This is a genomic window from Pseudomonas sp. GV105 (genome assembly GCF_003058185.1).
In the GTDB taxonomy this organism is placed as follows: Bacteria; Pseudomonadota; Gammaproteobacteria; order Pseudomonadales; family Pseudomonadaceae; genus Aquipseudomonas; species Aquipseudomonas veronii.
Genome location: NZ_QBUF01000010.1, coordinates 144,415 through 166,764 on the forward strand (window position 1 = coordinate 144,415; position 22,350 = coordinate 166,764).

A 22,350-nucleotide genomic window follows, 5' to 3' on the forward strand; every position below is an offset into this window, starting at 1 on the left:
CGGGCGCTCATCAGGTTGAGGCAATCAGATGGCTATGACAGTCCATTGCGATATCGTCAGCGCGGAAGGGCAAATCTTCTCCGGTCTGGTAGAAATGGTGATTGCACACGGCGAACTCGGTGACCTGGGTATTGCCATGGGCCACGCGCCATTGATCACCAGTTTGAAGCCAGGTCCGATCACTCTGACCAAGCAAGGCGGGGACCGGGAGGTGTTTTACATCTCCGGTGGTTACCTCGAGGTTCAGCCGAACATGGTCAAGGTACTTGCCGACACCGTGCAACGTGCTGCTGACCTGGATGAAGCCTCCGCTCAGGCAGCCGTCAAGGCTGCTGAGAAGGCCCTGAACGAAAGAGGCGCAGATTTCGACTACGGTTCTGCTGCCGCTCGTCTGGCCGAGGCCGCAGCTCAGCTGCGTACCGTCCAGCAAATCCGCAAGAAGTTTGGCGGCTAAGCCGTTACGCCTCATGCGTGATTGATTAAAAAGGGTAGCCTCGGCTACCCTTTTTCTTTTTTTGCAAAACACTTCTCTGGTCTGAAGCCGGACCGCCCAGGATTGGTAGCCATTCATGTCTCTAGAAATCGTCATTCTCGCCGCTGGCCAGGGCACCCGCATGCGGTCGGCCTTGCCCAAAGTGCTGCACCCGGTGGCCGGTAACTCCATGCTTGGCCATGTTATCCACAGCGCCCGGCAACTGGCCCCGCAACGCATCCACGTCGTCATCGGCCACGGTGCCGATGTGGTGCGTGAACGCCTGGCCGCGGATGACCTGAATTTCGTATTGCAAGACAAGCAACTGGGCACCGGCCACGCTACCGCCCAAGCCGTGCCGTTCATCAAAGCCGACACGGTGCTGATCCTCTACGGCGACGTGCCCCTGATCGAAGTGGAAACCCTGCAGCGCCTGCTCAAGCACGTCGTGCCCGGCCAGATGGGCCTGCTCACCGTCGAACTGGATGACCCTACCGGCTACGGCCGCATCGTGCGCAACGCCGACGGCAAGGTCGCCGCTATCGTCGAGCACAAGGACGCCAGCGACGCCCAACGCGCCATCACCGAAGGCAACACCGGGATTCTCGCAGTGCCGGCCAATCGCCTGGCGGACTGGATGAGCCGTTTGTCCAACAACAACGCCCAGGGCGAGTACTACCTGACCGACGTGATCGAAATGGCCGTCAACGATGGCTTGCTGGTCGCCACCGAACAGCCCCACGACCCGATGGAAGTGCAGGGCGCCAACGACCGCAAGCAACTCGCCGAACTGGAGCGTCACTACCAACTGCGCGAAGGCCGCCGCCTGATGGCCCAGGGCGTGACCCTGCGCGACCCGGCGCGCTTCGATGTGCGCGGTGAAGTCACCGTGGGCCGGGATGTGCTGATCGACATCAATGTGATCCTCGAGGGCCGCGTGATCATCGAAGACGACGTGGTGATCGGGCCGAACTGCGTGATCAAGGACAGCACCCTGCGCAAGGGCGTGGAGATCAAGGCTAACAGCCATCTCGACGGTGCGGTGATGGGCGAGGGCAGCGATGCCGGCCCGTTTGCGCGCCTGCGTCCCGGCAGCGTATTGGAAGCCAAGGCCCATGTGGGTAACTTTGTCGAACTGAAAAACGCCCATCTGGGCGAAGGCGCCAAGGCCGGCCACCTGACGTACCTGGGCGATGCGGTGATCGGCGCGCGGACCAACGTCGGCGCCGGCACCATCACCTGCAATTACGATGGTGCCAACAAGTATCAGACGACGATTGGTGAAGACGTATTCATCGGCTCCAATAACTCGCTGGTTGCACCTGTAACCATCGGTGATGGCTCAAACACCGCAGCGGGTTCAACCATCAATCAGGATGTGGATAAGTCCCAGCTTGCCGTGGCCCGCGCCCGTCAGCGCAACATCGACGGTTGGAAACGCCCGGTGAAAATCAAAAAGAGCTGAGTTATCCACAGTCTTATCAGCAACAAATAGCCAATGTGGGAGGGGGCTTGCCCCCGATGGCGACGGTCCAGTCAAAGCACTTAATGACTGACACACTGCTATCGGGGGCAAGCCCCCTCCCACATTAGCCCTTCGCCAGTTTCAAAAATTTGCGGCATGCTGCTTGACGATCTTTCGCCAATAGGTTTTTATTGCCTTCGTTATCTTTCGAAACGAAACATAAAGTCACCATGTCGAAACGAAATACACCCCAACGACGCCACAACATCCTGACCTTGCTCAATCAACTGGGCGAAGTCAGCGTGGATGAATTGGCCAAGCGTTTCGAAACCTCGGAAGTCACCATCCGCAAGGACCTGGCCGCCCTCGAAAGCAACGGCCTGCTGCTACGCCGTTACGGTGGTGCGATCACCATGCCCCAGGAGCTCGTCGGCGACCCTGCCCAGCCGATCTCGGTCTACAAGCGCGCCATCGCGCGTGCCGCCGTGATGCGCCTGCGCGAACACGCACGCATCATCATCGACAGCGGCAGCACCACCGCCGCCATGATCCCCGAACTGGGCCACCAGCCCGGCCTGGTGGTGATGACCAACTCCCTGCACGTGGCCCGCGCCTTGAGCGAGCTGGAACACGAGCCGGTGCTGTTGATGACCGGCGGCACCTGGGACCCGCATTCGGACTCGTTCCAGGGCCAGGTCGCCGAGCAGGTGCTGCGTTCCTACGACTTTGATCAACTGTTCATCGGCGCCGACGGCATCGATCTGCAGCGCGGCACCACCACGTTCAACGAACTGCTGGGCCTGAGCCGCGTGATGGCCGAGGTCGCCCGTGAAGTGGTGGTGATGGTCGAGTCCGACAAGATCGGCCGCAAGATTCCCAACCTGGAACTGCCCTGGAGCAGCGTCCATACCCTGATCACCGATGATCGCCTGCCGCATGAGGCCCGCGACCAGATCCAAGCCCGCGGCATTACGCTGATATGCGCGGCAATCATCTAGGAGAAACACCATGTGTGGCATTGTTGGCGCAGTCGCTGAACGTAACATCACCCCCATCCTGATCGAAGGCCTCAAACGCCTGGAATACCGCGGCTATGACAGCGCCGGTGTGGCGGTCTTCACCAACGCCGGCAAGCTGGAGCGCCTGCGTCGTCCGGGCAAGGTCAGCGAGTTGGACCAGGCCCTGGCCGGCGAACCGCTGGTCGGTCGCCTGGGCATCGCCCACACCCGTTGGGCCACCCACGGTGCGCCGTGCGAACGTAACGCCCACCCGCACTTCTCTGGCGACGTGGCCGTGGTACACAACGGCATCATCGAAAACCACGAAGCGCTGCGTGAACAGTTGAAGAGCCTGGGTTACGTGTTCACCTCGGACACCGACACCGAAGTCATCGCCCACCTGCTCAACCACAAGCTCAAGGACCACAACGACCTGACCGCCGCCCTCAAGGCCACGGTCAAGGAACTGCACGGCGCCTACGGCCTGGCCGTGATCTGCGCGAGCCAACCCGACCGCGTGGTTGCCGCACGCAGTGGCAGCCCGCTGGTGATCGGCCTGGGCCTGGGGGAAAACTTCCTCGCCTCCGACCAACTGGCCCTGCGCCAGGTCACCGACCGCTTCATGTACCTGGAAGAAGGCGATATTGCCGACATCCGCCGTGACAGCGTGGCGATCTGGGACGTAAACGGCAATTCCGTCGAGCGCGAAGCCGTGCAATACCGCGACGGCGCCGAAGCGGCCGACAAGGGCGCGTTCCGCCACTTCATGCTCAAGGAAATCCACGAGCAACCGGCCGTGGTGCAACGCACCCTGGAAGGTCGCCTTGGCGACAAGCAAGTGCTGGTCAACGCCTTCGGCCCGCAAGCCGCCGAGCTGTTCGCCAAGGTGCGCAATGTCCAGATCGTGGCCTGCGGCACCAGCTACCACGCCGGGATGGTTGCGCGTTACTGGCTGGAAGAACTGGCCGGCATCCCGTGCCAGGTCGAAGTCGCCAGCGAATTCCGCTACCGCAAGGTGGTGGTGCAGCCCGACAGCCTGTTCGTGACCATCTCGCAGTCCGGCGAAACCGCCGACACCCTGGCCGCCCTGCGTAACGCCAAAGAGCTGGGCTTCCTCGCCAGCCTGGCGATCTGCAACGTCAGCATCAGCTCCCTGGTGCGTGAGTCCGACCTGACCCTGCTGACCCAGGCCGGTCGCGAAATCGGCGTGGCCTCCACCAAAGCCTTCACCACCCAACTGGTCGGCCTGCTGCTGCTGACCCTGTCCCTGGGCCAAGTGCGCGGCACCCTGGCCCCCGGCGTCGAAGCCACCCTGGTGGAAGAACTGCGCCGCCTGCCGACCCGCCTCGGCGAAGCGCTGGCGATGGACAGCACCGTAGAAAAAGTCGCCGAGCTGTTCGCCGACAAGAACCACACCCTGTTCCTCGGCCGTGGCGCGCAATACCCGGTGGCGATGGAAGGCTCCCTGAAGCTCAAGGAAATTTCGTACATCCACGCCGAAGCCTACCCGGCCGGCGAACTGAAACACGGCCCATTGGCCCTGGTGGATGACGACATGCCGGTGGTCACCGTCGCGCCGAACAACGAACTGCTGGAGAAGCTCAAGTCCAACCTGCAGGAAGTGCGCGCCCGCGGCGGCCAACTGATCGTCTTCGCCGACGAGAAAGCCGGCATGGTCAATGGCGAAGGCACCCACGTCATCAACATGCCGCACATCCACGACACCCTGTCGCCGATCCTCTACACCATCCCGCTGCAATTGCTGTCGTACTACGTCGCCGTGCTCAAGGGCACCGACGTTGACCAGCCGCGCAACCTGGCGAAGTCGGTGACGGTGGAGTAATACGGCTGGCGCCGGAAGGCCCGTCTGGTTTCAGACAATCACTGCCAAAAGCCCCTGATCTCAGGGGCTTTTCTTTTTTATGTGTCTCCACCACATACCCTATTTTGGATTGTGATCCTGCTGAAGGTTTAGTCTGGTACCAGTGATTAGACTTATTCACAGGGCAGATAATTTCCTAGGACTTTTTTGTACACATTCCATTTTGAGGATATGTGGAGGCTGCAGAAGGCATGGGAGGTTGGCTTGCGTGGAAGATGCAGTCCGATATTGATCGGCATATCGAAAAAGGCTTTGGGCAAGGAAGTCAGGAGCTGTATGTGCCATGGCTGCGCGTGCAGGACGTTCCATCTCAGGGCCGCTCACGTAAGGTCCACGGAGTAAAAGTTGATAGGCTTCATCATCTGCTGTCAGATCTTGAATACGGGTATTTGCTCGTAGCCGAGTTTTCCCCAGAGGTGCTGGATATACGTGAGCAATTTCCTCTCCTGCCGGTACCAACCCTCCAGTCAATTGCCCATGCTTTGAGTATTCGTTATCCCGTTTATTGCAAGGTGTCTAGAGAATCCGGGGCAATTCACAACAAAAAATCAGCTAGCTCATTATCGGTTCTATATAATAACGCTTCGCATTTAGCGGTTTAACCAGAAGCGCGTACCGCCTTGAAGACGGCGCGCCTCATCGCTCAGAAGGATCTCTATGCAAAGCTTTATGCACCCCTCGACGCGCCTGTACGGTGCACTGGTTGTGATCATCGGCCTGCTGTTCATGACGCAGGCCCGCGCCGATTACACCGACCTTTCTCTGATTCACGAAAAAAACATCCGGTCGTACGCAGTGAATGCCGACGGCAGTTTCGTACTGGATGTCGAGCTGGTTTCGTTGATCAAAGAAGAGCGCGCGATCAAAACCAACGCCCAGCACTCAGTAAGCTACAACCGCACGCTGGAAACCTTGGATATCGTTGACGCCTACACCTTGAAACCGGATGGACGCAAAGTCGTCGTAGCCGCAGACCGGATCAAGGAGCAGCAGGAGCAGGCCTCCACTGAAGCGCCAATGTTCCAAGACTCACGGGTCAAGGTGGTGATATTCCCCGAGCTGCAGGTGGGTGATCGCATAGTTATGCACTATCAGCGTTATCGCAACACGCCGTTGTTCCCTGGGCAGTTCGAAGACCTGTTTTCACCGGACTTCTATCGCAACGAGCAGGTGAGTTTCACCTACGACATGCCCGCCGAGATGAAGTTGTACGCCGACTTCCGGGGGTTCAAAGCATCCGTCCCCACCACCGCTAACGGGCGGACCGTCTACCGTTGGGACTTGCAAGCTAGTGAAAAAAAACGCGTGGAAGAAGGCTCCGTGGCTTACACCGATTACGGACAATTGCTAGCCGTTTCCACCTTCACCGACTACAAACAATTTGCTCAAGCCTACGCCGCTAGGGCAAAGGTAGACGTGACTCCAGCCATCACGCAACTGGCAAGTGAGCTCACTGCCAACCTCGATACCCCGCGCGCCAAAGCCCTGGCGTTGAGCGATTGGGTGCGCAAGAATATCCGTTACGTGGCCGTTTACGTTGGAGCGGGCGGCGTAGTGCCGCATGCCGCACAGGCGGTGCTGGATAATCGCTACGGCGACTGCAAAGACCATGTCGTCTTGCTAGAAGCCTTGCTCAAGGCTGCCGCCATCGAAAGCTCGCCCGCGCTGATCAACCTCGGTAATGCCTACGTACTGCCGAAGGTGCCGACTCTGGGCCTGCTCAACCACGTGATTACCTACGTGCCCAGCCTCGACCTATATCTGGACTCGACTGCCACGCCTATCGCGGCGGGTTATTTGCCCATTCAGGAATTGGGCAAGCCGGTGCTGCAGACCCAGAGCGGTGAACGCGGCCATACCCCATACCATCAGCAAAGCAACGTGAACACAACGCTGTCTTTCAAGATCGACGGCAAAGGCGCTGCCGATTTTACCCATGCATCCACTGCGCAAGGTTGGGGGGCGGAATTCAGTCGCTTCATATTCAAGGCCATGCAGCCAGCCGACCGCGATCAGTTGGTGCAACAGATTTTGAGTATGTACGGGCAATCCGGCAGTGGTGTAATCGAAAACGATTCAATGGAAGGCAACGCCAATACTTTCACGTCGACGATGAGCGGCCATACCAAAAATCTGGTGAGCCTGCCCGGCCCTACCGGAGTTCGTACCCTCTCCAGCCTGGCCGGCGGCATCGCCCAGAACGTGTTTTCGTTCATTGCCGAAAACGAGCGCACGCAAACCTCTACCTGTATGTCGGGTGAAATCTCTGAGGAGGCGCGACTGGCGTTTCCCGGCAACGTGAAAATTCTGGCACTCCCCAAGGCGGTCACGATGAAACAAAACGGCTTCGACTACCGCTCAACCTATGTGAAGAAAGCCAATACGGTCCTGATCACGCGACACTATGCATTCTCCAAGCCGAACGTGTTGTGCACGCCCGAGGAGTTCGCGGCGATGAAGCCGACGATTGAAGGCATGGTCAATGACCTGAAAAGCCAGATCATTGTGCGGACGATGTAACCCCGATGCTCGCGTGACCGGCAGGTGTGCCATCACGCGAAGGGCATGACGAACCGGGTTCTAACGGTCCGTCATGTTCTGTAGTGAAACATTGAGGTTGAGGTCTTCCAGTAATGTGTAGCCGAGACACAGATCAATCAGGGTGTTGATGCTGACCCCGGATTGACCCAATTGCCGACGCAAGACTGTCCCATCTCTAAAACTGCAACAATCGAGCACAGACAATGATTCACGAGAAGTCAGACTGGGTCAGTGAAATCTCGGCAACTGGGTCAACTCGGCATCAGCGCCAACAGCCTCAGCAGCATTTGCGGGGCAGAGCCTCGTCAGCACTGAAGTCTTTGAGACCGCACCGTTGTTCGGTGGCGTTAGCGAAGCGACGTAGCATTTGGATTGCACCCTCACGGGCTTCTTTCGATAAGTCAGATGCGAGATTGCGAGCCTCTGCGACTAAATCCGATCGAATACTTTCATAAAGCGTCACGCCTTCGGGCGTCACGGTGATAGCCAGCGCGCGGCCGTCAGTGGCATCTGGTACGCGGCAAACCAGCCCCTGTTTTGCAAGCGAATCGACTAACCGGCTCGCGTTGCTCTTGTCGAGAAAAAGCTCACTGGCCAACGATTGAACGCGAACCGGCCCAGCCTTTATCACATGCTCAAGCGCATAGCATTGAGTGACGGACAGGCCTTCGCAGCAGCTGCGATCTCTGTCACGAAACTGGTAGACCCTAACCAAGTGACTCAGGGCTTCGTAAAGCTGTTCGGCATCCTGGTCGATCTGATCAATGTTTGGCATAGCACTCGGCTCGCAATTCAGGGAAAACGCTAATACCACCTTAGCAGGCGCAGCGACACATTTTTCTGGGCATAAGCGCCTGCGAAATTGTTCAATTATATTAGTTGCGGGTCGCAACGTATTTTGCGATTGTGAAGTGCAGGCACAACTTGCAGGCCTTTCAGAGGCGGTTCCGGTAACGCGGGAGGTACATGGATGTTGGTAGAAGCGCTTAGGACGAAAACACGCTCCCGGCTACGGAACCTGGGGAGCCGTGTCTCCATTCCTCTCCCTGTCGCGATGTTGCTGGGTGCGATTCTGATCCCTCTTCTTGCCGGCACCAACAGCAGTGACGTGTTCCAATCGCTGAGCAAAGGATTCGCAAACAACCTCGGCTATTTCGCCATCGTCATCCTGAGCGCGTTTTTCATTGCCGGCTGGATCTCGACGCAAGGAAGTGCGTCCTTCGGAAAATTCGGCATCTCTCTGTCACCCTTGCTGGGTGCTGGCATGGTTTGTCCCGATACAGCCTATGCGTCTCTTGCTCCCATTGCCGGGCAACACCGCAAGTACATTGCAATCGGATGCTACTCGGGATTCAAGCTGTTAATGCCCGCGGGCCCGCTGATCATTGGGATTGGGTTAGGGGCCAACACGCATGACCCAAAGTTTCTGTATCTAGGGTTGCTGCTGACAGTCGTCACCTGGGTTGTCGGGACGGTCTGGACGTACTGGACGACCCGCACAGATTGTTCATCACCCAACGATTCGACTGATCCCACCGTGCCTCACGACTCGGTTATCAAGGTGATCCTGCCTCTGGCTGTATTTTTCCTGCTCCTGATCACCGGCTACGCCATTCCAAAGAACCAGCACTCCATCATCGAGTTCTTCACTACTCCCGCCGGTGCGCTGGTCGCCACATCGTTGTTGATTGCGCTTAGCTGCAAACCTGGTGAGGTTCAAGATCTGCTGTCCAAAGCGATGCGTAGAACCAGCCCGTTATTGTTCACCATCGGTTGTGCGTCTGCTTTGGGCCAAGCCCTCGGTTTGGTGCTTCCCAAGGAACTGATTCAGCACGCATTCAGCGCGTCGGGCAGCACCGCGCATATTTTGGTGGGGGTGTTCCTGCTGGCTGCGGTATTCAAAACACTGAATGGCTCTTCCCTTGCGACCTTTGCCGCCATCCCTCCTGTTCTCTCTCCAATCCTTGCGTCTGGCGCGGTGGACTTGATGAGCGTCACATTCGCCGTCTGTCTGGGATCGTTCGTCGCCATTCTCCCTAACGACAGCTATTACTGGCTGGTCAAATCGGACGCCTTTCCCGAATACAGCACCGGCAGGTATATGCGTTTGATGACCGCCGGTTCAGTTCTACAAGCATTGATCGGTCTGGCGGTTCTTCTGCTGATATCGCCTTAACTTCGAACGCCTACAAAACCAACGGCGATCTCGAGCCACCGAATCGTCGTGCCTGAACTCAAAGAGAAAGAGAATGGAGTACTTGGTCGCCATGAATTACAACGTGAGGGTCGCTACACCCGCTGATGCCTCTGCCATTCAGGCTATCTATGCGCCGATGGTTTTGAACACAGCCATCTCGTTTGAGCTGACGCCACCAACTGTCGATGAAATGGCAGAGCGGATCGCCGCAACACTGCCGATGTATCCCTATCTGGTAGCCGAGATGAATGGCGATGTCGTTGGATACGCTTATGCAAGCCAGCATCGCGCTAGAGAAGCCTATCGCTGGTCGGTAGATGTCACCGTCTATGTCGACCCTGCCGTACACCGAAAAGGGGTTGGTCGTGCGCTTTATCAGCGGCTTCTACCGCTCCTCGAGAAACAGGGGTTTCATACGGCCTACGCCGGCATTGCCTTACCCAACGCGGGGAGCATCGGTATCCATGAAGCGCTCGGTTTTACCCATATCGGCACGTACCCTGAGGTTGGGTACAAGCACGGTCAATGGCATAGCGTTGGTTATTGGCGCAAACCACTTTGTGCAGTGACACCACCAATAGAAATCATCCCGTTCAGTGATGTAAAGGAAGAGTAGAGCAGCAAGAGAGGGCTGCCAGATGCTACTGCGCCAGCTTCGACATTGGTGTCTGCAGCCTCCAGGAGCTGATCGAGAATGCTGAAGCCTTCATGGTCGCGGATCATCAGGTGATTCACCAGGTCATTCGCATCTGACAAGCTGAAGACGGGCGTATTGGTTCCCAGCAAACAACCAAGTAGATTGCGAGTGTTTTAATTCTCTAGATCCACCGCCGGGTCTCCAGGCTCGACCCGGAACGGAAGCCCCCTACGAAAGGACGCGACATTCATGGACACTCCCTTCTGCCCAATCCACGCACGTTTGAACAATCGTCGCTTTACGGTCGCGAACAATGCCCACGGGCTATCCGGTGCCGGCACGGTGTTTCATTACCTTGTCGAAGGGGAGGCCATCTCCGGCTCTTACCAAGGCGGTCGAATCCGTGTGGGCACGCAGGTCGGGCGTGTGACAGGCGCTGATACCATCGAGTTGCTGTATCAATGCCTGACGCTTGAGGGCGAGCTGCTGGCCGGCTGGTCGCGTGGCACGGTGGGTGTGGATCAGGCCGGGCGTACCACCTTGAGCTTCGTTTGGGGATGGTTGTCGGGCGCGACGGGCGGTGGGGAGTCGAGTTACGTGGAGATCAGCGCCTAGCGGTCAGGCGCGTTCGCCCGCTCACGGCACAAACTCCACCCGCAGCGCCCGGCTCGCACTGCGGCCCTGATCGTCACTGACCCGCAATCGGTACTCCCCCGACTTGCCCGGTCGCCAATTCAGCGTGGATTGCGGCGGGCCTTGGCCGATCAGGGTCTGGTCGGCAAACCAGTACAACGTCGTCGCGTCGCTGGCCGCGTTGGCATTCAGTGCAATGCTTTCCTGCGGTTGGGACAGGCGCAATTGATAGCTCACCTGGGTCAGCGGCGAACGGATCTGCGGGGCTTCGCTCTGGTCGCCGATCTGGTTGGGCTGGCAGTTTTTCATCACCGTGGGCGGCGTGCGTCGCGCCAGGCCGGCGGCGCGGTACAGGCGTTGTACGTCGCTGGGCCAGAACTCGAAGACTTCTTCGCGGGTGTACTGCGGGTCGAACGGCGGGCAGGCGGCTTTGCCGGTGCGGGTGTCAATCAGCACCGGGCGGTGCAGGTTGGACACGCGAATCGGCGAGATGCCGGGGATGTACCAGGTTTTGCGGGTTTGCGGGCACCAGCGGTTGGGCAATTCGCCGGAGGCCGCGCAGACGTCGATACGGATCAGCCCGGGCGGCGGCTTGTCGGGTTTGATCTGCACGTTGGGCAAGGCCAGGGGCAGGGCGTCGGCGATGCGGAAGAACAGCGGCGCGGCGGTTTTGGCGCCGATGAACGCCGGGTTCGGTCGCCCATCGAAGTTACCGACCCACACCACCAGCACGTAGGGGCCGACCAGCCCGGCACTCCATGCGTCGTGGAAGCCCCAGGAGGTGCCGGTTTTCCAGGCGGTGCGCCAGTGCCGGCCGGGCAGGCCATCCGGGCGCGGGTTGCGGCGCAGCATGTCGCGCACTATGAAGGCGGCTTGAGGCGTCAGCAGCGCGGGGCCGCTGGCCTGGGGCTGTTCCTGTAAATAGCGCAACGGCCGCAGGTGCCCGTCGCCGGCCAGCATCAGGTACAGCCGCGCCAGCTCTTCGGGCGTCATCTCGCCGCCGCCGAGGGCCAGGGCCAGGCCGTAATGGCTTTCACCGCGCAGGCCCTTGATGCCGGCGCGTTGCAACAAGCCGTATAACGAAGGCGATTTCACCTGGCTGGCGAGCCACACGGCGGGGATATTGCGGCTACGGATCAACGCATCGCGCGCCGTCAGTGGCCCGACAAAACTGCCGTCGAAATTCTCCGGTTGGAAGTAGCCGAAGTTACTGGGTAAATCCTTGAGGATGCTCATGGGGTGGATCACCCCCTGGTCCAGCGCTAATCCATAGAGGAACGGTTTGAGCGTCGACCCCGGCGAACGCCGCGCCAGCACGCCATTGACCTGGCCATGGATGCCTGTGGATAAGTAATCTGCCGAGCCCACCAGTGCCTTGACGCTCTGGTCGCGGCTGTCGATCAGGATCGCCGTGGCGTTTTCCACCCCCGTGCCGCGTCGCTCGGCGATAAAGCCGCTGATCAGGCGTTCGAGCAATTGTTGCAAGGGCAGGTTGAGGGTGCTGTTCAACTCGTTGCCGGCCTGGGACGCGAGCAACTGTTCGCTCAAGTGCGGCGCCAGAAACGCGATCTGCTGGCGGTTGCGCGCTTCCAGGGGCACGTCCAGCAGGCTGTCGTTGCGCGGGTCCTGTGGATAAGTTGCGCGCCAGTCGTTCATCAAGCGCTGTCGCGCGTTTTGCAACGAGGGCCCGAAGCGCGCGCGTCGCCCCGGCTGCTGGGGGATCACCGCCAGTGCCAGCGCTTCGGACAATGACAACTGCGCCGCCGCCTTGCCGAAGTAAATGCGACTCGCCGCCTCGGCGCCTTCGATATTGCCGCCCATGGGCGCCAGGTTCAGGTAGGCCTCAAGGATGTCGTGCTTGCTGTAACGCGCTTCCAGCCACAAGGCCAAGGCCATCTGTTGCAGCTTGCCCGGCACCTGGCGGGTGTTCAGATCCCACAAGCGCCGCGCCAGTTGCATGCTCAACGTCGAGCCGCCCTGGCGCTGGCCGCCGCTGTAAGTGGCCATGGCCGCACGCAGCAACGCCGGGGGATTGATCCCCGGGTGCCAGTAGAAATTACGGTCTTCCTTGAGCAGCAAGGCCTCGATCAATGACGGAGAAAACCTCTCCAGCGGTAGCCATAAGCGGTATTGCCCGTCATCCGCCAAGGTCATGCGCAACAGCGAGCCGTCATCGGCCAGCACCACCCTTGAGGATGTCACCGCCTGTTCCAGCGGAGCATGTGGCCACAGCCGCAGCCCCGCCAGCAGTACCGCCGCTGCCAGCAGCGGCGTCAGGCGTTTAAGGCTTGGTAATTTCAAGCTGGCCTACTTTGCCGCGCCCTTGCAGGGTGGTTTCGTACATGCCTTCGGCGTAGGCCGGTGGCGTATTGAAGGTACCGGCGTTGGTGGCGCGCACGCGGTACACGAAAGTGCCTACGTCACGCAGTGCGGTGCCGTACAACACCACCCGATCATCGCGCACGTCCACGTAGTCTGGCTGCCAGTTGCTCAGCTCGGTTTCGCCGATCGGCGCTTGCCAGGCGTCAGGCGTTTCGCTGTCTTCTACGTATTCCGCTTCCTCGCCTTCACTGTCATCGGTGCTGGCGGCTTCCGGCTCCGGCGGCAAGTTATACACAGGCTCGACGCCACCGGGCAGCAGGTCGACCACCGCCACTTGCTGCACTTGATCGCGGTCGGTCGCCCTCAGGCGCAGGCGCACCAGGAACTCATCGCCCACCGCGACTGTGTTTACCGGCTCGCCGTTGAGGTCGAGGTACTCGTGGATAATCTCCAGGCCGTTGGTGATCGGCTTGAGCTTGGCACCTTTATCAAAGCCGGCTTCGCTGAGCATGTAGAACGCTGCCGGGCCGTCGGATTTTTCCATCAGCAATTTTTGCGTGGCGCTCGGCACTGCGGCGCGCGGCGGTTGGCCGGCCATCTCCAGCAATTGTTGCTGTTTGTCGCCCAACCACGCGCTGGCCTTGAGGGTCATGTCGCTTTGTGCGCGCTGGCCGTAGTTATCCAGGGCGCGCAGTAACAGCGCCGCCGACAGCGAGTTGTAACGTTGCTCGTTAAGGCGCTTGCCGAGTTTATCCAGCAGCGCCGCCGGCACCTCGTCCAGTAGCTCGGGGAAATGCCGTGCCAGCAAGTGCAGGTGTTCGGCGTCATGCACCAACGGGTCGTAATACAGACCGTCGCTGTTCCACTTATCCACAAGCGAACGCCATGGAATCTTACGGAACAGCGTATCCGCCTGGCGATCCTGCTTGAGCAGCTTGTAGCTGGCGGCCAGGTAGGCGGCGCCCAGGTCGTTCTGCCAGGTGTCCTTGAAGTAGCGCTCGTAGCGCTCACGGATATCGCTCAAGGCGCCGCTCACCAGAATCCCCTGACGGCTCAGCAGGTAACTGGCGTAGGCACGGTTGCGCAATTCCGACAGGCCTTCGCTGGGGCCGTTGGCCAGGTCTGTCAGATAGGTATTGGCCCGTACCAGCAGGTCTTCCGGCACCGGCAGCCCGCGTTCCTTGGCTTCGATCAGGAAGTCGGTGGCGTACAGGCTGGCATATGGCGCTACATCCGGATTGGCCGCCCACAAACCGAAACCGCCGGCCTGGTTCTGGCGCTGGCGCAACATCCGCACCGCGCTGGCGAAGGCCTGTTCGGCCTCGGGCGCATTACCACCCCAGATCAACGCCGGCATGGCTTTGGACACCAACTGTTCGGTGCAGGCGTAGCCGTAGTCATCCAGGTAATGCTTGAGACCGTTGGCCCACACCAGTGGCGACGCCGCCACACCCAGTTGCACGTCGCGCAGTTGGCTGAACAGTTCGCGGGTGGGCTTGAGCTCTTTGCTGGCGCTGTCGAAACGGCCCAGGCTCAGGGCCACGCGGTGTTCGCTCAGAGGGCGGATCGAGGTGGTTTCCGCCACCTGAATGCGCTTGCCATTCGGCAACACGGCGATAAAGCGCAGATCTGCCGAGCCGAGGGTGTCGCCGACTTTGATCTTGAACTCGGCGGTGCCTTCCTTGCGCGGTTGCAGCGACAAGGTGCTGCCTTTGTCGCCCTGCACGTTGAGGCCGTTGCTGGTCTGCACTTCAAACTTCACATCCGCCGCCGCGTCGAGGTTGCTGAACACCCCGGCGCTCACGTTGAACACATCCCCCGGCGCGACGAAAGCCGGTACGTTTGGCGTGATCACGAGCGGCCCGCGCACCTCGGTAGTGGCCTCGCTGACGCCCACGCTGTCGGCATCCACCGCCACCGCGAACAGGTGCAGCTTGCCGTTGAAACTGTCCGGCACCTGGTAATGCAGCACGCTTTCACCGGCTGGCAAGTCCACCAGCCCGGACCACCAGGCCACAGGCGGCTGGTGTTTACGCTTGAACGGGTTGAGGTGATTGGCCAACGCGCCTTCGGTATCGCCACCGGGCGCGGCCCCACTGAGCAGGCGGCTGAATTCCGGCAGGATCAGGTCAAGAATCTGACTGGTGCCGACTTCCAGCGCACGTTTCTGGAAGAAGAAGCCCAGCGGGTCCGGCGTCTGGTAGCGCGCCACCTGCAGGATGCCTTCGTCCACCGCATACACCACCGCACGGCCCGGGCGGTCGGCGTTGACCTTGATATCCAGAGTCTGCCCCGGTTCGATCTGCGCCGGGCCGTCAACCTTCAATGGCATGCGCCGCGCATCCAGGTTGATGCTGAACGGCACCACGCCGTAGGACAGCGGGCTCATGTAGACCTCGGACGAACCGATGTCGCGCACAAACTGCACGTTGACGTAGGCATTGCCCTCAAGCCCTGCGGGCACGCGGATATGCTGCACACTGTTGGTGCTGTCGGCCTTGAACCACTGCTGGGTGTAGACCTTGTCACGCTCGATGGTGATCAGGCCCGCCCCGGTGTACGGCGCGCGGACACTGATGGCAATCTCATCCCCCGTTGCGTAACTGCGTTTATCCAGGCGCAGTTGCAGCTCGGCGTTGCGCTCCAGGGAGCGCGAGGTGTTGCCGCGCCCGGCCACGCTGTAGTCGATCTGGTTCAGCAGCTTGCCGTTGGCGTCCTTGAGTTGCAGGGTGAAATCGCCAGGGGTGGCGGTGTTCAGGGTTTGCTTGGCGCCGTCCTTGGTCATCACCAGCGGCGAGGCGGGCTGGCTGATGTTCTTGATCCGCGATTCGTATTTGTAGGTGCCGTTGGACTGCTTCACCAGCACCGAGACGTAGCGGTGCTCGACCACTTCGCTGGTCAGCCCGTCCACCGCCAGCGGCGTGAGATCCGGCGCGACGGCCAACCATTGCACCTGGCGCGGGGCGTCCTTGGCGACATACGACAGCGAGTCCTGACTTTTCACACCCACCAGGTAGGGCGCAGACGACACCAGCAACGCACTTTGCGCCGCCACATTGCGCCCGCCTTCGGCCTCGAACACCTGAGTCATTACCTGCAGGCGGTAAGTGCTGTTGGCGAAGCGTTGCAGGTTGAGGTCGAGCACGGCCTGGCCGTTGTCATCGACGGTGGTCTCGGCCAGGTCTTCGGTGCTGGCCTCTTCCAGCGCATCGTTGAGGCGGAAGCGGTAATCGGGGTAACGCTCGAACGCCGCGAGCGTCGGGCTCAGGGACATCTTCGCGGTCACGCGACGGCCGGCCGCCGGGGCGCCGAACAGGTGCATTGCGCTGACTTTGGCCACCACCTGCTCCGGTGGAATCCAGCCCGGCACTGGCGTGTCGTGCAGGCTCAGGCTGACTTTCATACGGTCCGGCTCGAAGTCGCGGACCTTGAAGCTGACACTGCCCAGGTCGGTGCGGGTCTGTTTCGCGCCGATCAGTTGCAAGGTCGCGGTGTAATCCCCGGCCGGGGCCACTTCGCTGCTGGGGAAATCAAAGGTTTCAAAACCGCTGGCGGACAGCTTCAGCGGCTGGCGAATCACTTCCAGGCCGCGAGGGTCGGTGATTTGCAGCTCCACCGGCAAGCCTTGCAGGGCGCCTTTCCAGTTGCCGCTGCGCACGATCATGCCCAGGTGCGCGGTTTCGCCGGGCCGGTACAGGCCACGGTCGGTGAACAGGTAGGCGCTGAGGCGGTCGATCGCACCGTCTTCTTGCAAACCACCTACGTCGAAGCGCGACAGATCCAACTGCTGGGACTGACGGGCAATCGGCAGGAAGGATTGGTCATTACCGCGACTGACCACATACATCAGCGGCGTTTTCTCACGGCGCAGTTCATCGAGTTTGGCGAAATGCGCGTGGCCTTCGGCGTCGGTGTGGCCGCTGGCGACCGGCAGACCGTTACGGCCGATGATGTCGACTTGCGCGTCGGCCACCGGCGAACCGTTGCCGATGGACTGCACATACACGTCATGGCTGCCGTCGCTGGAGCGCTTGGCGATGATCCCGAGGTCTGTCACCACGATAAAGCGCAGGTCGCTGGTGCTGCTGCGGGAGTAGTCGAATGTGCGTTCGGCCGGGTCATCCTGTGGGCTGAGCTTGAGTACGAAAATACCGCGTCGGCCGCCGTTGGCGGTCAGGTAATGGCTGAGGTCGACGTTGTCGTAGACGGTTTTCGCCGGGTCGTTGGACGACAGCGGAATATCCAGCGACTGACGCTCGACCATGCGATCGAAGTACTCATTACCGAAGTTCGGCCGTGCAAAGCTGCCGCTGCTCTGGTCCACCAAATGCTGCAACTGGTTGGGCAGCAGGCGAGCGATTTCCACATGGGCACCGGGCACGCCACGGGCCATGAAACCCAGGCGTTTTTCGCCGGTGAGGCTGAGCAAGGCGCCGTCGGAGAGGAACTGCAACGTGCGCGGGTAGGCCGGCATGCTGATCAGCGACGCTGTGGGGTTTTTCGCCAGGTAGCCGCCGATGGCTTCCAGGTTGGCGGGCACGCGCACATACAGCGCACGACCGGCCGGGGCCTTGAACTTGAATGCGTGCAGGGTGTTGAGCGGTTCGACGCTGGGCACGTGGGTCAGGTTGACCTTGGTGCTGCGGGCCAGTAGGGCATCGTCGATGTCGTTGCTGTTATAGGGGCGCGTGTCGTCCTCGGCTTTTTCCGGTAGCAACCAGGCCTGGACCTTACCGGCGATGGTGTCATCGGCTACGGCGCTGGAACTGCTGAACATCAACACCGGCTCGGGTTCGCCGCGTTCGTTGTCGACAAAGCTCACTTCGGCAGCGGTAAACGTCAGGCGATAGCGACCGGGCACGGTGACTTCGGCCACCAATGGCGCGTTGCTGGCGTTGCCGCCGTCCCGGGCCTTGATGCCTTCGTCGAGCTTGGCGCTGACGGGCGTGCTTTCCAGCGGGGTGGCCAGGGCGGCGGAGCGTACATAGGCGTTGAGCTTGGTCTCGTCGAAGCTGATTTCCGGGCGATTGGGTAACTGGGCGTCGCGGTAGGCGAGGCCTTTGCCGAGAATGATCGAAACCCGCTTGCGTAGGCTTTCCTCGTCGACCGGGTGGGAAAAACGGAAAGTCGCCACCAGTTGTTTCAGCGTCGGGTTGGACGGGTCCTGATACAACTCGTTCTGCGAAAGGCTGGCGCGGAACGGTTGAGTGGAGAACTGGCCGCTGTACTGGCTGAGCAATACGCCGTCGGCGAGCAGGTTTTTCTTCGCCAGATCGAAGGTGTAATGGGTGTCGATGGGCCAGTCTTTTTCCGGCGTGAACAGCAATGTGCGGTCATCAGACCAGCGCCAGGCCCCGGCTACAGCGGGTTTAAGGGTAATGCCGGCGGTGACCGGCTTGCCGATCGCCGCCAGGGGCGCGACGGACTCGGCAAAACGCACCTGCAAGTTATCCACAACCGCGGGTTGCTGGGTGTAGTCGGTCAGGTTGGGTTTGTGCAGCGAATAACCCACGGTGTGCGGCTGCGGCAGGTTGGAGTACCACTGCCAGCCGTAGAACCCGGCGGCGGCCAGCAGCACCAGGCCCAACACTCCGCCCCCGGCCCGGCGCGGGTAAGCGCGGGCCTTGCTGCCCAGGTTCAGCACGCCCCGGCCGATGGCGCGTAGCCAGAACGGCGGCTGCCATTGGCCGAACAGGGCACCCACCACAGTTATTAACGCACCGAACAAACGGCGAAAGATCGTTTTTAACGTGTCGAACATGGTGAGCATCCCTGGCTAAGTGCGGCGTATCTTACACGCGTCTTTGCGACAAAAGATGAGGGCGATACGTCACATCAATGCCGAGCGTGCGGGAGCATGCCCGCCCTCATATGTTGATCTTCGTCGGGCTTGAGGGCGGTGTCGGTCAGGTCCACCAGTAGCGCACAAGGTGGAAGAAAATCGGCGCCGCAAAGCACACCGAATCCAGCCGATCGAGCATTCCGCCGTGCCCCTCGATCATATGCCCCCAGTCCTTCACGCCACGGTCGCGTTTGATCGCCGACATCACAATGCCGCCAGCAAACCCCAGCAAGTTGATCAGCAGCGCAATCAGGAACGACTGCCACGGGTTGAACGGCGTGGTCCACCACAGCGCCGCGCCGATCAGCGAGGAGAGCAGGATGCCGCCGACAAAGCCTTCGACGGTTTTCGACGGCGACAGGTTGGGCGCGATCTTGTGTTTGCCGAACAGCTTGCCGCACACGTACTGCAACACGTCCGACAGTTGCACCACGATCACCAGGTAGGCGATCAGCAGCAGGTTGCGGCCTTCATAGCCGGGGATGTCGAGGGTGAGCAGGGCGGGCACGAAGGACACGCAGAACACTGCGATCATCAAGCCCCATTGCACCTTCGAGGCGCGCTCCAGGAAGTGTGTGCTGTCGCCGCCGAGGGAGGCGAGGATCGGCAGCAGCAGGAACACGTACACCGGGATGAAGATCGAGAACAGCCCGTACCAGTCGGCATAGATCAGCAGGTATTGCAGCGGCAGCGCCAGGTAGAACGCGGCCACCAGCGCCGGGTAGTCGCTGCGCCGGGTCGGGGTGAGGGTGAGGAATTCACGCAGGGCATAGAACGACACGGCATAGAACAGCACGATCACCGCGCCGGTGCCGAGCCAGAAGGCGATGCCGATCATCACCACCATCACCCACCAGGCGTTGATGCGGGCGTTGAGGTTGTCGATCACCGCATTCGGCGTGCCACGGCTGCGCAGCTTGAGGATCAGGCCGATCAGCGAGGCGAGTACCAGGATCGCGCCGATTCCGCCGAACAGCATCAGGGTTTGGCTATCCATCTCAGGAATGCTCCGGGGCGAGGGCGAGCAGGGCGTCGCGGGTGCGGGCTAGGAAGGCGGCTTTGTCTTCGCCTTCTTCCAATTGCAGTGGCGCGCCGAAGCTGGTGGTACACAGCAGAGGCAGCGGCAGGACGCGCCCCTTGGGCATGACGCGGTTGAGGTTGGCAATCCACACGGGGATCAATTCGGCCTGTGGGTAACTTTTTGCCAGGTGATACAGGCCGCTTTTAAACGGCAGCAAGCCGTCTTCCAGATTGCGCGTGCCTTCGGGAAAGATGATCAGCGAGTCGCCGCCTTCCAGTGCGGCGAGCATGGGCTGCAAGGGGTTATCCACAGGGTCTTTGCGCTCGCGGTCGATCAACACGCCGTTGAACACGCGGTGGATGATGTAGCGGCGCAGCGCACTGTTGTTCCAGTAGTCGCTGCCGGCCACCGGGCGCGTGAATTTGCGCAGGTTCTGCGGCAGCGATGCCCACAGCAGCACGAAGTCGCCGTGGCTGCTGTGGTTGGCGAAGTAGATGCGTTGCACCGGCACCGGCGCGCAGCCCAGCCACAGGCTGCGGGCGCCGGTGACGGTGCGGGCCATCGAGGTAATCAGGGTGGCGACCACGGGTTCGAACATGGGAATTCCTTATCCGGCGAAAGGTAGCCAAGGGCTGGCGAGAATCACGCCCAGGGTCAACAGCACTTGCGCGCCCAGCAGCCAGGCTTGCTTGCGCAGCAGTTTGAGGGCGCCGCGACGGCGTTCGGTCCAGGGTCGGCCGGCGCGTTTGGGCGACTGCAGGCCGAGGGTTTGCAGGGCCTGGTCGAGGTCCGGGGTGCGTTCGGTGTTACGGGCGAGCAGGGCGAACAGGTCGGCATCGAAGGCCACGCGCAGCGCCCAGTACTTTTGCAGCAGGCCGAGGATAATCATCCACAGGCTGAGCAGCAGGCAGATCGGCGCGATGCTGGCCATCAGCAGTTGCGCCAGGCCGAACAACACGCCCAGCAGCGTCAGGCCTGTGGATAACTGATCCAGTGAGCGGCCGCGGCGCAGCAGGCTGGCGACGACCTGGAGTTCCATATCAGCAGGCATGGGGCAAGGCCTCCAAAGCATGGCGATGAGCGGGATGCAGGACCACCTGGGTCCGCGCTGTACGAATAATAGCCAGTGCCTGATCCACCGTGGCGGCGCGCCCGCTGTGCAGCAGCCAGGCCGCCACAGCGGTGGCGCTGCGCGAATAGCCAAGGGCGCAGCACACCAGCACCGGGCCGCTGGCGCGCAGGCGTTCGATGGCTTGCGCGGCTTGCAGGCATTCGGCGGGGGTCGGCGCGATCAGGTCGAGGACGGGGACGCTTTGATAGGCACGGCCCTGTGGATTAATCGGCAATTCTGCGCACAGATCGACGATGGCCTTGAATGAACCTTGCTCGCGCACGGTAGGAAGCCGACCGAGCGAGACGTTATCCACAATCAGGTCGGGCTGTGGATGCGTGCGCGTCCACAGCCGTGAATTGAGCCACGCCGCCGCCAGATACGGCGCATACAGCCAGCGCGCCGCGGGGGTCAGTCGACCGTCGGCACGCTTCTGGAAACCTGGCGCGCCGAGGACGACGTAATTCGCCATGATCAGCCCCAGGGACAGCGCCGGCCACAGCAGCCATAGCCACCACCCGCCGTAAGTCAGCGCGAGGATGAACAGCCCCAGCGCGCCCAGGCCGTAGCGCAACCCCAGGCGCCAGTGCGTGGAATCACGGGTCAGCCGCGCATTCAGCAGCGGGCTCGGATGTTCCAGCGGCCACAGCCACACGCACAGCCAACCCGCCAGGGCACCTGTGGGCAAGTCGATAAAGTGGTGTTGATAAGTGGTCAGCACTGAAACCCCGATCAACCCGAACCAGCCATGCACCAGCCAGCGCCAGGCGCCCTGGGTGTGGCGTTGGTACATGATCCACAGGATCACCAGCAGCGCGATATGCAGCGACGGCGCCTGGTTGAACGGTTTATCGAAACCGGCCAGCACGGCAAACAGCCAGCCGAACACGCCATCCAGCTCCGGCCGTTCGAAGGTGAAGCGCAGCGGCCAGATCAGGAAGCAACTCACGGCGATGAGCTGCGCACTCAGCAGGCGCAGCGCATGTTGCTTCAGTTCATGGCGGCTGTTGGGCAGCAGCAGGGAGAAACCGTAGAGCAGGTCGATGGTCCAGTAGGGCACGATGGTCCAGGCCCAGAACGGCATGTGGGTTTCCCAATCGAACACCAGTGTGCCGACGTCGCTGCGCTGGCTGGTGACCCATGTGGCAAAGCCGTAGGTGCTGAAAAACAGCGGCGCCAACAGCAACAGCCACAGGAACGCGGGCTTTAACAGGCCGGGTTCGCGCATG

Annotated in this window: 16 protein-coding genes; 9 read left to right on the forward strand and 7 right to left on the reverse strand. The window is 61.0% G+C overall.

Annotated features, from left to right (window positions below; all coding sequences use genetic code 11):
- Positions 1 to 28: 28 nt before the first annotated feature.
- From C8K66_RS20475 to C8K66_RS20500, 6 genes are all read left to right on the forward strand, one after another.
- Positions 29 to 454: a F0F1 ATP synthase subunit epsilon gene (locus C8K66_RS20475; RefSeq protein ID WP_108525777.1), complete on the forward strand. Its 426-nt coding sequence runs from the start codon at positions 29 to 31 to the stop codon at positions 452 to 454.
- Between the two features lie 115 nt (positions 455 to 569).
- Positions 570 to 1,937, forward strand: coding sequence for a bifunctional UDP-N-acetylglucosamine diphosphorylase/glucosamine-1-phosphate N-acetyltransferase GlmU (gene glmU, locus C8K66_RS20480; RefSeq protein ID WP_046381582.1), 1,368 nt, complete (start codon positions 570 to 572; stop codon positions 1,935 to 1,937).
- Positions 1,938 to 2,167: 230 nt separating this feature from the next.
- A complete protein-coding gene (locus C8K66_RS20485) occupies positions 2,168 to 2,935 on the forward strand; it encodes a DeoR/GlpR family DNA-binding transcription regulator (protein ID WP_026140274.1) in 768 nt (255 codons plus the stop codon).
- Between the two features lie 10 nt (positions 2,936 to 2,945).
- A complete protein-coding gene (gene glmS, locus C8K66_RS20490; RefSeq protein WP_057004918.1) occupies positions 2,946 to 4,778 on the forward strand; it encodes a glutamine--fructose-6-phosphate transaminase (isomerizing) in 1,833 nt (610 codons plus the stop codon).
- A 212-nt stretch (positions 4,779 to 4,990) separates the two neighbouring features.
- The gene (locus C8K66_RS20495) at positions 4,991 to 5,419 is read left to right on the forward strand and encodes a hypothetical protein (protein ID WP_231589855.1); all 429 of its coding nucleotides are present in this window, start codon (positions 4,991 to 4,993) and stop codon (positions 5,417 to 5,419) included.
- Between the two features lie 55 nt (positions 5,420 to 5,474).
- Positions 5,475 to 7,337, forward strand: coding sequence for a DUF3857 and transglutaminase domain-containing protein (locus tag C8K66_RS20500; RefSeq protein ID WP_108525779.1), 1,863 nt, complete (start codon positions 5,475 to 5,477; stop codon positions 7,335 to 7,337).
- A gap of 298 nt (positions 7,338 to 7,635) precedes the next feature.
- On the opposite strand, the gene C8K66_RS20505 is transcribed toward C8K66_RS20500, so the two are convergent.
- Positions 7,636 to 8,133 carry a MarR family winged helix-turn-helix transcriptional regulator gene (locus C8K66_RS20505; RefSeq protein ID WP_046381585.1) on the reverse strand — a complete coding sequence of 166 codons (498 nt, stop codon included), beginning with the start codon at positions 8,131 to 8,133 and terminating at the stop codon, positions 7,636 to 7,638.
- 195 nt (positions 8,134 to 8,328) lie between these two features.
- On the opposite strand from C8K66_RS20505, the gene arsQ reads away from it, so the two are divergent.
- The 3 genes from arsQ to C8K66_RS20520 all read left to right on the forward strand — a co-directional run bounded on the left by arsQ (position 8,329) and on the right by C8K66_RS20520 (position 10,807).
- The gene (arsQ, locus tag C8K66_RS20510; protein WP_108525781.1) at positions 8,329 to 9,534 is read left to right on the forward strand and encodes an arsinothricin export permease ArsQ; all 1,206 of its coding nucleotides are present in this window, start codon (positions 8,329 to 8,331) and stop codon (positions 9,532 to 9,534) included.
- 91 nt (positions 9,535 to 9,625) lie between these two features.
- Positions 9,626 to 10,171, forward strand: a complete 546-nt coding sequence (locus C8K66_RS20515) for an arsinothricin resistance N-acetyltransferase ArsN1 family B (RefSeq protein ID WP_057005224.1) — start codon at positions 9,626 to 9,628, stop codon at positions 10,169 to 10,171.
- Between the two features lie 270 nt (positions 10,172 to 10,441).
- Positions 10,442 to 10,807 (forward strand): hypothetical protein, encoded by a 366-nt coding sequence (locus C8K66_RS20520; RefSeq protein WP_046381587.1) that lies wholly within the window; start codon positions 10,442 to 10,444, stop codon positions 10,805 to 10,807.
- A 21-nt stretch (positions 10,808 to 10,828) separates the two neighbouring features.
- Here C8K66_RS20520 and pbpC read toward each other — a convergent pair whose 3' ends face one another.
- The 6 genes from pbpC to C8K66_RS20550 form a co-directional block, all read right to left on the reverse strand.
- Positions 10,829 to 13,126, reverse strand: a complete 2,298-nt coding sequence (gene pbpC / locus C8K66_RS20525) for a penicillin-binding protein 1C (protein WP_108525783.1) — start codon at positions 13,124 to 13,126, stop codon at positions 10,829 to 10,831.
- Positions 13,107 to 18,908 carry an MG2 domain-containing protein gene (locus C8K66_RS20530; protein ID WP_108525837.1) on the reverse strand — a complete coding sequence of 1,934 codons (5,802 nt, stop codon included), beginning with the start codon at positions 18,906 to 18,908 and terminating at the stop codon, positions 13,107 to 13,109. The genes pbpC and C8K66_RS20530 overlap by 20 nt, the downstream gene beginning before the upstream one ends.
- Positions 18,909 to 19,053: 145 nt before the next feature.
- Positions 19,054 to 19,986, reverse strand: coding sequence for a phosphatidate cytidylyltransferase (locus C8K66_RS20535; RefSeq protein ID WP_108525785.1), 933 nt, complete (start codon positions 19,984 to 19,986; stop codon positions 19,054 to 19,056).
- Between the two features lies 1 nt (position 19,987).
- Positions 19,988 to 20,608: a 1-acyl-sn-glycerol-3-phosphate acyltransferase gene (locus C8K66_RS20540; protein ID WP_017850066.1), complete on the reverse strand. Its 621-nt coding sequence runs from the start codon at positions 20,606 to 20,608 to the stop codon at positions 19,988 to 19,990.
- Positions 20,609 to 20,617: 9 nt separating this feature from the next.
- Positions 20,618 to 21,061 (reverse strand): hypothetical protein, encoded by a 444-nt coding sequence (locus tag C8K66_RS20545; protein WP_017850065.1) that lies wholly within the window; start codon positions 21,059 to 21,061, stop codon positions 20,618 to 20,620.
- Positions 21,051 to 22,349: a phosphatase PAP2/dual specificity phosphatase family protein gene (locus C8K66_RS20550; RefSeq protein ID WP_108525787.1), complete on the reverse strand. Its 1,299-nt coding sequence runs from the start codon at positions 22,347 to 22,349 to the stop codon at positions 21,051 to 21,053. Before C8K66_RS20550 ends, C8K66_RS20545 begins: the two co-directional genes overlap by 11 nt.
- Position 22,350: the final 1 nt, after the last annotated feature.

Excerpts from the sequence above, each read along its gene's own strand:
- C8K66_RS20515 (WP_057005224.1), top strand. The coding sequence starts at position 9,626 with ATGAATTACAACGTGAGGGTCGCTACACCCGCTGATGCCTCTGCCATT.
- C8K66_RS20535 (WP_108525785.1), bottom strand. The coding sequence starts at position 19,986 with ATGGATAGCCAAACCCTGATGCTGTTCGGCGGAATCGGCGCGATCCTG.
- C8K66_RS20485 (WP_026140274.1), top strand. The coding sequence starts at position 2,168 with ATGTCGAAACGAAATACACCCCAACGACGCCACAACATCCTGACCTTG.
- C8K66_RS20520 (WP_046381587.1), top strand. The coding sequence starts at position 10,442 with ATGGACACTCCCTTCTGCCCAATCCACGCACGTTTGAACAATCGTCGC.
- glmS (WP_057004918.1), top strand. The coding sequence starts at position 2,946 with ATGTGTGGCATTGTTGGCGCAGTCGCTGAACGTAACATCACCCCCATC.
- C8K66_RS20550 (WP_108525787.1), bottom strand. The coding sequence starts at position 22,349 with ATGCGCGAACCCGGCCTGTTAAAGCCCGCGTTCCTGTGGCTGTTGCTG.
- C8K66_RS20540 (WP_017850066.1), bottom strand. The coding sequence starts at position 20,608 with ATGTTCGAACCCGTGGTCGCCACCCTGATTACCTCGATGGCCCGCACC.
- C8K66_RS20545 (WP_017850065.1), bottom strand. The coding sequence starts at position 21,061 with ATGCCTGCTGATATGGAACTCCAGGTCGTCGCCAGCCTGCTGCGCCGC.
- arsQ (WP_108525781.1), top strand. The coding sequence starts at position 8,329 with ATGTTGGTAGAAGCGCTTAGGACGAAAACACGCTCCCGGCTACGGAAC.
- C8K66_RS20475 (WP_108525777.1), top strand. The coding sequence starts at position 29 with ATGGCTATGACAGTCCATTGCGATATCGTCAGCGCGGAAGGGCAAATC.
- glmU (WP_046381582.1), top strand. The coding sequence starts at position 570 with ATGTCTCTAGAAATCGTCATTCTCGCCGCTGGCCAGGGCACCCGCATG.
- C8K66_RS20500 (WP_108525779.1), top strand. The coding sequence starts at position 5,475 with ATGCAAAGCTTTATGCACCCCTCGACGCGCCTGTACGGTGCACTGGTT.
- C8K66_RS20505 (WP_046381585.1), bottom strand. The coding sequence starts at position 8,133 with ATGCCAAACATTGATCAGATCGACCAGGATGCCGAACAGCTTTACGAA.
- C8K66_RS20530 (WP_108525837.1), bottom strand. The coding sequence starts at position 18,908 with ATGTTCGACACGTTAAAAACGATCTTTCGCCGTTTGTTCGGTGCGTTA.